The 9,571-nt window shown below is 62.8% G+C and carries 8 protein-coding genes and 1 riboswitch; of the genes, 2 read left to right on the top strand and 6 right to left on the bottom strand.

From position 1 onward, the window contains the following. On the bottom strand, positions 1-769 hold a 769-nt coding region (gene dctP / locus HCZ87_RS17985), incomplete at its 3' end, for a TRAP transporter substrate-binding protein DctP (protein WP_167646022.1). Between the two features lie 341 nt (positions 770-1,110). Further along, positions 1,111-1,316, top strand: a riboswitch (cobalamin riboswitch). Between the two features lie 138 nt (positions 1,317-1,454). Here dctP and HCZ87_RS17980 point away from each other — a divergent pair. After that, positions 1,455-2,681: an aromatic ring-hydroxylating dioxygenase subunit alpha gene (locus HCZ87_RS17980; RefSeq protein WP_167646020.1), complete on the top strand. Its 1,227-nt coding sequence runs from the start codon at positions 1,455-1,457 to the stop codon at positions 2,679-2,681. Between the two features lie 6 nt (positions 2,682-2,687). After that, a complete protein-coding gene (locus HCZ87_RS17975) occupies positions 2,688-3,755 on the top strand; it encodes a hybrid-cluster NAD(P)-dependent oxidoreductase (protein ID WP_167646018.1) in 1,068 nt (355 codons plus the stop codon). A gap of 54 nt (positions 3,756-3,809) precedes the next feature. Here HCZ87_RS17975 and HCZ87_RS17970 read toward each other — a convergent pair whose 3' ends face one another. From HCZ87_RS17970 to HCZ87_RS17950, 5 genes are all read right to left on the bottom strand, one after another. Continuing rightward, positions 3,810-4,436, bottom strand: coding sequence for a TetR/AcrR family transcriptional regulator (locus HCZ87_RS17970; protein WP_167646016.1), 627 nt, complete (start codon positions 4,434-4,436; stop codon positions 3,810-3,812). A gap of 154 nt (positions 4,437-4,590) precedes the next feature. Next, complete coding sequence (locus HCZ87_RS17965; protein WP_167646014.1) at positions 4,591-6,378, bottom strand: feruloyl-CoA synthase; 1,788 nt, start codon at positions 6,376-6,378, stop codon at positions 4,591-4,593. 26 nt (positions 6,379-6,404) lie between these two features. Then, entirely contained in the window at positions 6,405-7,172 is a 768-nt protein-coding gene (locus tag HCZ87_RS17960; protein WP_167646012.1) for an SDR family NAD(P)-dependent oxidoreductase, read from the bottom strand. Between the two features lie 2 nt (positions 7,173-7,174). Continuing rightward, on the bottom strand, positions 7,175-7,645 hold the full coding sequence (locus HCZ87_RS17955; RefSeq protein WP_167646010.1) for a MarR family winged helix-turn-helix transcriptional regulator: 471 nt from the start codon (positions 7,643-7,645) through the stop codon (positions 7,175-7,177). Positions 7,646-7,854: 209 nt separating this feature from the next. Further along, positions 7,855-9,402 (bottom strand): acyl-CoA dehydrogenase family protein, encoded by a 1,548-nt coding sequence (locus HCZ87_RS17950; RefSeq protein ID WP_167646008.1) that lies wholly within the window; start codon positions 9,400-9,402, stop codon positions 7,855-7,857. Between the last annotated feature and the right edge of the window lie 169 nt (positions 9,403-9,571).

The raw sequence follows: 9,571 nt of genomic DNA, 5'->3' as shown, positions 1-9,571 counted from the left end.
TGGAGCTGTCCAGCGCTTCGCGTTCGGCGTCAGAGAGGCTCTCATAGGCGTCGATATTGACCACCACCGGACAGTTCACGGTGCCGGGGTTAAGGTTGGCGGTCCACCAATCGGCCCGGTTGATGGTGCCAAAGCTCAGATGCGCGTGCTGGGCAAAGGCCACGGTATCGACAACGCCGGATTCCATCGCTTGATAGGCTTCGGTTGCGGTCACCGAGGTTGGCACCGCGCCAACCGCCTCAAAGGCTTGACCGATACCGCCGGTGGCGCGCACCCGCATGCCTTCAAAATCGGCCAGCTTGGTGCGCGGCTCGCCAGTGCCGACAATATTATACTGCGGCATGGGCGAAGGCATCAGCAGCTTGGCATTCCACTGCGCCATTTCCTCGGTGGCGGCCGGGTGGTTGTAGACAGCGTTGGAAACCGCGACTTCTTCCTCCAGGTTGGACACGCCAAGGAAGGGCAGTTCCAGCACCGTGATCACCCGGTTCTTGTCGCGGTGGTAGCCGGCGCAGAATTGCGCCATCTCAAAGGCGCCGATGGAGATCCCGTCGAGGTTCTCGCGGTTCTTGGACAGGCCGCCATAGCTGATGTTCATGGTGAACTCGCCGTTGGTTTTCTCGGCGACCAGCTCGGCCAGCTTTTCGACATGTTCGGTAAAGGCGCGGCGCTTGCCCCAGACGGAGACATTCCATTCGGTTGCCATGGCTTCGGCTGCAAAGGCGCATGTCATCGTGGCAAGGGCGGTCAGCCCCAGGAATTTCTTCATGATTTTCTCCCCTATCACGCGCTTTGGGCGCGTATTCCGATTGCAAGATCACAATATTACCGACGTTTGCCAACCATAAATTTTGCTCATGTCGCAAAGGACCTGTGGTCGGTTCTGCTGGCATCCGCTCCGGCAGCGCGACAAAAAACCGGGCGGCGGGATCTGGAGGCGGAAAAATTTTCACATTGAAATCAATGTCCTTTTCGAGATGTGACTGAAAATTCAGCTGTTTCTTGCGGTTCAGGCAGGCTGCGAGTGGTTTTTTTGCCCGCCAGAGCGGCGCTTGTCTCGAACCAGAGAAACAATGTCGCAATTTGGAGATCCGGATTCGAGAATCTCGCTACAAGTCGGTTTCAAGAGGTGCCATCCGGCGGGTTCGGATGGAGAATTGGGAAGCCGGTGAAAACCCGGCGCTGCCCCCGCAACGGTAATGAAGCCGGCGGGCATGACAACCGGCCACTGGGAGGAGGTCCCCGGGAAGGCGTCATGCTCCGACCATCTGGTCAGCTTCTGAGCCCGGAAACCAGCCTCACTGGATATCGTCAACCGCGGGCGGCGGTTTGGGCATCTTGCAGGGCGCGATTCCTCCGTCGCGGCCGAACAGGTTCCCTGTGTCGCGCGCATAGTCAGCAACCGCTTTTCGCTCCGGGACACGCGCGGGGTCGGCGGCAGGAAGAGTCAGATCATGAACAGCAATATCAATGCGCTGATCGCAAGTCACAAACCGGGCCACGGGCTCCCGCAGGCGTTTTACAACGACGCCGAGGTGTTCCAGACGGATCTGCAAGAGATCTTCTACAAGGAATGGCTGTTTGCGATTCCCGCCTGTGAACTGGAAAAAGCGGGCAGCTATGTCACCCAGTCCATCGGCGCCTACAAGGTCATCATCGTGCGCGGCTCCGACAATGTCATCCGCGCCTTTCACAACTCTTGCCGCCACCGGGGCTCGGTGATCTGCACGGCCAAGAAGGGCAACAACCCCAAGCTGGTCTGCCCCTATCATCAATGGACCTATGAGCTCGACGGTCGTCTGCTCTGGGCGCGCGATATGGGGGCTGATTTTGACGCCTCCAAACATGGGCTGAAAACCGTGCATTGCCGCGAGCTGGCCGGGCTGGTCTATATCTGCGTGGCGGAGGAGGCCCCTGATTTCGACACTTTCGCCAAGACCGCGCTGCCCTATCTGGAGCTGCACGACCTCAGCAATGCCAAGGTCGCCTATGAAAGCTCCATCATCGAGAACGGCAACTGGAAGCTGGTCTGGGAAAACAACCGCGAGTGCTATCACTGCGCCGGCAACCACCCGTCGCTGTGCCGCACCTATCCCGAAGACCCCTCGGTGACTGGCGTCGGCGGTGCGGAACCGTCGCCGCTGGTGCAAAACCACGTCGCCCGTCTCGAAGCCGCAGGCATTCCGTCGCAGTTCACCATTGATGCGGGCGGTCAGTTCCGTCTGGCGCGGATGCCCCTCCTGGGCGCTGCCGTCAGCTATACGATGGATGGCAAGGCAGCGGTGTCGCGCCCCCTGGGTCGGGTGCATATCCCCGATGCCGGGCCGCTGGTGCAGTTCCACTATCCCAGCACCTGGAACCACTTCCTGCCGGATCACGCCATCGTCTTCCGCATCACCCCCATCAGCCCGACCGAAACCGAAGTCACCACCAAATGGCTGGTGCACAAGGATGCGGTCGAGGGCGTGGATTATGACCTCAATCGCCTCAGCGAAGTCTGGATCCACACCAATGACGAAGACCGCGAAGTGGTCGAGAACAACCAGATGGGGATCAATTCGCCGGTCTATGAACCCGGCCCCTATTCCGAGACCCAGGAAAGCGGCGTGCTGCAATTCGTCCAGTGGTATCTCGCCACATTGCAACGCAACCGCGGCCCCCAAAGCCTCGCGGCGGAGTAAAGACACATGGCAAAAAACAGTGAACGCGCGATCTGGAAAGATACGGAGCTGCTGGAATGCGTCTCCATCATTCCCGAAATGAACAACACGGCGTCCTTTACCTTTCGGGCGCCGTCGGGGGCATTGTTCGACTACAACCCCGGCCAGTTCATGACGCTGGAAATCCCGGTGCCGGGTGGCCCGCTGCACCGCACCTATACGATTTCCTCTTCGCCGTCGCGCCCGCGCACGATTACCATCACCGCAAAGGCGCAGGCGGATAGCATCGGCACCCGCTGGATGCTGGACAATCTGAAGCCCGGCAGCCTGATCAAGGCGATCGGCCCTGCCGGTCTCTTTTCCAATGCCGACAGCACCGCCGAGAAATTCCTGTTTATTTCCGCCGGGACCGGCATCACCCCGATGATGTCGATGACCACCTGCATGTGGGACGACGGCGACAAGCGCGACATCGTGTTTGTGAACTTAGCCAAGCGCCCGTCAGAGATCATATTCCGCCAGCGCCTGGAACAGATGGCCAGCCGTTCGGAAGGGCTGGACCTGAAATTCGTGGTCGAAGAGCCCGATCTCTATCGCCCCTGGACCGGCTATCAGGGCATGTTCAACCAGCTGATGCTGGGTCTGATGGCGCCGGATTATCTGGAGCGCGAAGTCTACTGCTGCGGGCCGGAACCCTTTATGCAGGCGGTGCGTGACGCGCTTTCCGGTCTTGGCTTTGACATGGACAATTACCACCAGGAGAGCTTCCACGCGCCGGTGGCAAAAGAGGCCGATCAACCGGATCTCGACGATGTTGTGCCGGACGAGGAAACCTCCGCCGAGATCACCTTTGCGGTCTCCGGCGTGACCGCAAAAGTCGCGGAAACCGACACCGTTCTGGCGGCGGCCCGGGCCAATGGGCTCAATATCCCCTCCGGCTGTACCTTTGGCGTTTGCGGCACCTGCAAGGTCAAAAAGACCTCCGGCGACGTGCATATGGTGCATAACGGCGGGATCTCCGACGATGACATCGACGCCGGTTACATCCTGGCCTGTTGCTCCAACCCGATCGGCAAGGTCTCGGTCGAGGTCTGATCCGCCACTGGCAGCCTCAGCCCCGCCGCGTTCCCCCTCGGGCGCGGCGGGGTGCTATTTGCTCAGGCCCAGAATGGCAAAGATCGTGTCCTCGGCGATCGCGCAGAGCTTTTGCGCCGGCAGCATATCCGGCAGCATCGACCCCTCCAGCCACAGCCCGTCCAGCACCGCGTTACAAGCAATCGCCAGGCGCTCGACCTCGGTGGCAGAGGCCGCTGCGCCGCGCGTTTCCAGTGCCTCGGTGATCAAGGGCTCCAACGCGTTGCGGAACTCCAGATAGGTGTCCTTGTGGATCTGTTTCATCCGCGCGTCGCGGGGCACCATCTGGATGAAGCCCGCCCAGACCTGCATCGCGGCGCCTTCTGTCAGCGGCGGCGACAACGTGTCCCGGATGCAGCGGCGCAGGCGATCTGCAACCGGGATGCTGTCATCGCTCGCACCGGCCAATGACAGGCGCGAGGCTTTGTGCATATGATGGGCATAGGCCGCATACATCAGGTCTTCTTTGGTTTGGAAATGATGCCGGATCAGGCTAAAGGCCACGCCCGCCTCGGTGGAGATTTCGCGCACCGTGGCCCCGGACACCCCCTTGCGCGCAATCACACGCAGGGTGGCGTCAATCAGCTGCTCCCGGCGCTGCTCCGGGCTTTCGCGGCGAAATTTGGGTTTGTGCTCTGTCATGCGATCTCCGCCCTATTGCTGCACAATCGTGCAATAAGGGCCGCAGTGCAAGGTCTTTCTGCGTCTATTGGCGGTCGGGGCTTTGGCGTTGCGCGCCCGGCTGGGCAGGCGCACAACGCAGGATGTCGTGGTCTCAGCGCGGATCGCTTGCGCCTCAGACCGTCAGCACATCGCCTTCGCCCGCATACATGGCGCGGACCACATCGGCGTTGTTGCTGCGCATGGCGCGCTGGTTGAGCGAGCCCTTCTCCGTGACCTCGCCGCGATCAAAGCTGGGATCGGTGTTCAGGACCACGGCGCGGCGCACCCGCATCGAAGACCCCGTCGCGCGTTTTGCCGCCTCGGCCAGCTTTTGGTGCAGCGCCGCGTGGCGGTCCTCCTCCGGCATCTGCCGCGCCCGATCCGACAGCAGCAGCAGCGCGCCCAGCTGGGCTTCGTTTTCGCCGACAATCACCGCATCGCGGATCAGCCCGTCCATCGCATCCACCAGCGCCCCGCGCACCGCGCCCACGGTGACCCAGGTGCCGGTGTTCAGTTTGAAATTCTCGGCCACGCGCCCGTCAAAGAAGAACCCTTTGGACAGATCATCAGGATCGGCCGGACGCAGCGCGTCGCCCATCTTGTAATAGCCTTCCTCGTCAAAGGCTTCCGCGGTGCGCACCGGATCACCATAGTAGCCCGGGGTGATGGTCGGCCCCTTTAGGCGCAGCTCCAGCTTGCCGCTATTGGGCACCAGCTTCATCAAAAGCCCGCGCGCGGGCACGCCGACATTGCCGGATTTCTCCTGCACCTCGGTGCAGGTCAGCGCAAAGGGCGCGGTCTCGGTCGCGCCGAGGCTGGAGGACAAGAGCACCTCGCGCCCAGTGGTCTTGCGCCCGATCGCCCGCAGCCGGTCCCAAGTGTGCTGCGCCATGCCGGCGCCAGCATAAAACATCATCGAAAGACGGGCAAAAAACGTCTCGGCCAGGGCTTCGTCCTGTTCCAGCTCCTCGACCAGCCGGTCCCAGCCCACCGGCACGTTGAAATACCAGGTGCAGGAGATTTCACGCAGGTTTCGCAGGGTCTCCTCCATCTTGCCGGCCACCGGGGCGCCGTCGTCGATGTAATAGGTGCCGCCATTGGTCAGCACCAGATAAGACACCTTGTTGCCCGCCGCCGTATGGTTCCACGGCGCCCAGTCCAGCACCACCGGGGGTGTCTTTTGCACGAAGCGATAGCAATCGCGCACCATCGCCTCCATCGCGCAGATCATCTGGTTGGTGTTGATCACCGCCTTGGGCGCTCCGGTCGACCCAGAGGTAAAGAGATATTTCACAACCATATCGGGGGTCAGCGCCGCGCGCGCCTGCATCGCGGCCTCGGGGGCGGCGGTCAGGAGCTCCTCGAACAGCATCGCGCCGGGGCCGGGGTTGCTCAGCGCGACGACCTGACGGCCCTCGGCGGCAATGGCGGTGGTGGCCGGTTCAAACTCCGCACCATCCTCGACAAACAGCGCGCCGGGTTGCAGGTTGGCGGCGATGTCCTTGAGCTTGCCATGATCCTTGGAGACCAGCGAATAGGCGGGCGAGACCGGCGCATAGGGAATGCCAGTGTAAAAGCAGGCCGCCCCCAGGAGCGCGTGCTCCAGGCTGTTGCCCGACAAGATCAGCAAGGGCCGCTCCGCCCCCAATCCCATCGCCAGCAGGGCCGAGCCGATCCGGCGCGCCTTGTCGCGCCCCTCGCCATAGGAAATGCGCTGCCAATCGCCATCTGGGCCGCGCCGCGCGATCCAGGTCTGATCCGGGGTCGCCTCCGCCCATTTGTCCAGATAATCCGCCAACAGCGACATATGCTCGGGCAGGGGTTCCTTCTGGCGCATGATGATCGTGCCATCCTCACGATGCTCATACTCGAATTCCGGGTCCCAGAAATCTGACGCGGTGGTCACTGCTTCGATGTTCATTTGTGCTCCTCCCCTGAGCTTCGATCTCAACGCGGTGCCATGCGAATGGCGCCGTCGATGCGGATCACCTCGCCGTTGAGCATCGAATTTTCCGTGATATGACAAACCATTGCCGCATATTCCTCCGGGTCTCCCAACCGCGAGGGAAAGGGCACCTGCGCGCCGAGCGAGTCCTGCACCTCTGGCGGCAGCTCTTCCAGCAGCGGCGTCATAAAGAGGCCGGGGGCCACGGTGCAGACGCGAATGCCCTTATCCGCCAGATCCCGCGCCATCGGCAGGGTCATCGACACGATGCCGCCCTTGGAGGCCGCATAGGCCAGCTGGCCGACCTGCCCGTCAAAAGCGGCGACCGAAGCGGTATTGACGATCACGCCGCGCGCGCCGTCCTTGTCCACCGGATCTTCTGCCACCATCCGCGCAGCCACCTGCGAGGCGCAGTTGAAGCTGCCCATCAGGTTCACCCGCAGGGTCTTTTCAAACAGGCCAAAATCATGCGGCGCACCGCGCGACACGGTCTTGGCGGCACCGCCGATACCGGCGCAGTTCACCAGCACCCGCGGCACGCCCGCGCGCTCGACCGCAAGTTCGATCCCCGCCGCGACCGAGGCCGGATCAGAGACATCCACCATTGCGAAATGCCCGCCAATCGCGGCCGCCTGCGCGCGGCCTTTTTCCTCGTTGCGGTCAAACAGGGTGACCGTCAGCCCCGCCTCGGCCAGCTTCGCGGCGGTCGCCGCCCCAAGACCCGAGGCCCCGCCCGTTACAATTGCGCTATGGCCTGCCCAATTTTGCATGATCAGCTCTCCACCTGTCGGATTTTGCGCAGAAGGGAGAGCAAGGTCTCCCGCTCCTGCGCTGTCAAATGGGCCAATAGCTTGGCCTCATGCTCTCGCACCACCTCCTGCGCCCGCAGGTAAGCCGCCTGACCTGCCTCGGTTGGCGCCAGCGCCTGCACCCGCCGATCGCCGGGCACGGCCTGCCGTTGCAGATAGCCGCGACCTTCCAGCTCATCGACGATCGCCACCAGCCCGGAGCGTTCAATGCCGAGCTTGCGTGCCAGCTCGCTCTGCGTGATGCCGGGAAACTGCACGATCAGGGACAGCGCCGAAAACGGGCGCGGTGCAAAACCGTCCTCGCCAAGCGCGTTGCGGAAATCAGTGCTGACGATCACATAGGCGCGCTTCAGGTTGTAGCCGACCAGATCCTCCAGATCGCTACCCTGGACCAGCGGATCCTCCGCGCGCGGGGATGTCTGCCGAATGCCCATGCTGCACCTCATGACTTGCGTTCACTTCTGTCTTACGACAGATTGTTAACCGAGTAAACAGTTAAGCGGCAGACCTATCAAGGGGAATTTGATCAAAAAGACCCACAGACGTCTCGCCAGAGGCCCCACGCGCCCCACACCGCAGGCGCGATGGGGGAGCGCCCGGTTTGGGCCGTGTCTCATGGCAAGCGGAGGGGAGGAGGCGGTGCTTAGCGCCAGGCGGGTTTCGGCGCCAGGATCGCCCGCGCCAGCGCGCAATGCGCCTCAGAGGGGGCAAGCGCCGCAATCCGGCCCCAGATCGCGCGATAAAACAGATCGCCGGTCAGAGACATGAAAGCCTCGGCATGCGTCGCCGGTGCCGGGTCATTGGCCACATGGAGGCGTGCCTTGCGCCAGGTTTCGCGCTGCGCCAGCACCTCCGGGTGATCGCTCAATCGCCCGATCAGCGCATCAAAGGCATCCGCGCCCGCACCCCCTTTCAGATGCAGGCCGCGGGTGGCTGTGGTCAGCGCGTGAATACCATTGGCCCCCTCATAAATCGCGGTGATCCGCGCGTCGCGCCAGGTCTGGCCAATCCGGTATTCATTGAGATAGCCATATCCGCCGAGGATCTGGATCCCCAGATCGGCCGCGCGAATCCCTGCCTCGCTGCAAAAGACCTTGCAGACAGGGGTCAAGAAATCCACGAGCTCGGGGCAATTGCCGCGCTGCATTTCAACAAGGGTCACATGCGCCATGGCGCGGGCACCGATGGCGAGGCTCTGCTGTTCGTTCAGCATGCGCCGCACATCCGCATGGTCGCTGAGCACCGCATCACTGCGATCAGCGCGGCGGCCCTGTTTGCGCTCTGCCGCATAGGCCGAGGCAATCGCGTGGGCGCGGGCGGCATGGGCCACCCCTTGCAGGGAGACATCGAGCCGGGCGTGGTTCATCAGCGTGAACATCGCCACCAGACCCTCTCCCTCGACGCCGATCAGCTCGGCAGGCGCGTCCTCGAACCGCATCTGGCAGGTGGGGGAGGCATGCAGCCCCAGCTTTTCCTCGATCCGGGTGATCTGGATCGCAGGCCCCGCCATGGATTTGGCCGTCAGAAACAGCGATAGCCCCTTGATGCCGTCACTCACCGCCCCGGTGCGTGCCAGCACCAGATGCAGGATATCCGCCGACATGGGCTGATCGCCGCCGGAGATAAAGATCTTGTCGCCGGTGATCTGCCAGCCCTCGCCTGCGCGGGTCGCGCGGCATTGCACCCGAGAAAGGTCAGACCCCGCGCCAGCCTCGGTCATGCACATGGTCGAGAGCGCCTGCCCGCTGGCAAGCCTGGGAATCCAGGTCTCTTGCTGTGCCGCGCTGCCATAACGCAAGAGCGTTGCGATTGCGCCCGGCACCAGGTTGCAGACCATCTGCATGGCGTGATTGGCCCCGGCAAACACCTCCGAGACCATCGCCGCCACCAGCGGAGACTGCGCCATGCCGCCACGGGAGTCGGGCGCGGTCAGCCCCTGCCAGCCGAGATCCGCCAGCTGCGCGTAAACCCTGGCAAAGCCCTCGGGCAGGATCACGCGACCCTCTTCCAGACGGCACCCCTGCCGGTCGCCAATCTCGTCCAGCGGTGCAATCTCTGCCTCGGCAAAACTGGCAAAGGCGGTAAGGATCTCGCGCGCCGTGTCATCGTCCCAATCGGGCAAGGCGGCGGCCCCGGCGATCTGGCGCAGGGAAAACAGGATGTCATCAGCGGGGGCGGTAAAGGGGATCATTGGTCCAGCTCACAATGCATCAATGACCCAGACCAGCCATAGGGTGATCGCCGGGAAACAGGCCAGAATGACCACCCGCACCATATCGGTCAGCACAAAGGGCAGGGCGCCCTTATAGGTCTGCCCGATCGGCGTGTCCTCGGCCATGGAGTTGATAATAAAGAGATTC

This window comes from Phaeobacter sp. HF9A, assembly GCF_011806385.1.
Lineage (GTDB): Bacteria > Pseudomonadota > Alphaproteobacteria > Rhodobacterales > Rhodobacteraceae > Epibacterium.
This window is presented reverse-complemented; position numbering and strand designations above follow the sequence as displayed.

What these genes read in the sequence shown, in the direction of transcription:
- HCZ87_RS17970 (WP_167646016.1), bottom strand. Translation starts at nt 4,436, where the DNA reads ATGACAGAGCACAAACCCAAATTTCGCCGCGAAAGCCCGGAGCAGCGC.
- HCZ87_RS17960 (WP_167646012.1), bottom strand. Translation starts at nt 7,172, where the DNA reads ATGCAAAATTGGGCAGGCCATAGCGCAATTGTAACGGGCGGGGCCTCG.
- HCZ87_RS17950 (WP_167646008.1), bottom strand. Translation starts at nt 9,402, where the DNA reads ATGATCCCCTTTACCGCCCCCGCTGATGACATCCTGTTTTCCCTGCGC.
- HCZ87_RS17965 (WP_167646014.1), bottom strand. Translation starts at nt 6,378, where the DNA reads ATGAACATCGAAGCAGTGACCACCGCGTCAGATTTCTGGGACCCGGAA.
- HCZ87_RS17975 (WP_167646018.1), top strand. Translation starts at nt 2,688, where the DNA reads ATGGCAAAAAACAGTGAACGCGCGATCTGGAAAGATACGGAGCTGCTG.
- HCZ87_RS17955 (WP_167646010.1), bottom strand. Translation starts at nt 7,645, where the DNA reads ATGGGCATTCGGCAGACATCCCCGCGCGCGGAGGATCCGCTGGTCCAG.
- HCZ87_RS17980 (WP_167646020.1), top strand. Translation starts at nt 1,455, where the DNA reads ATGAACAGCAATATCAATGCGCTGATCGCAAGTCACAAACCGGGCCAC.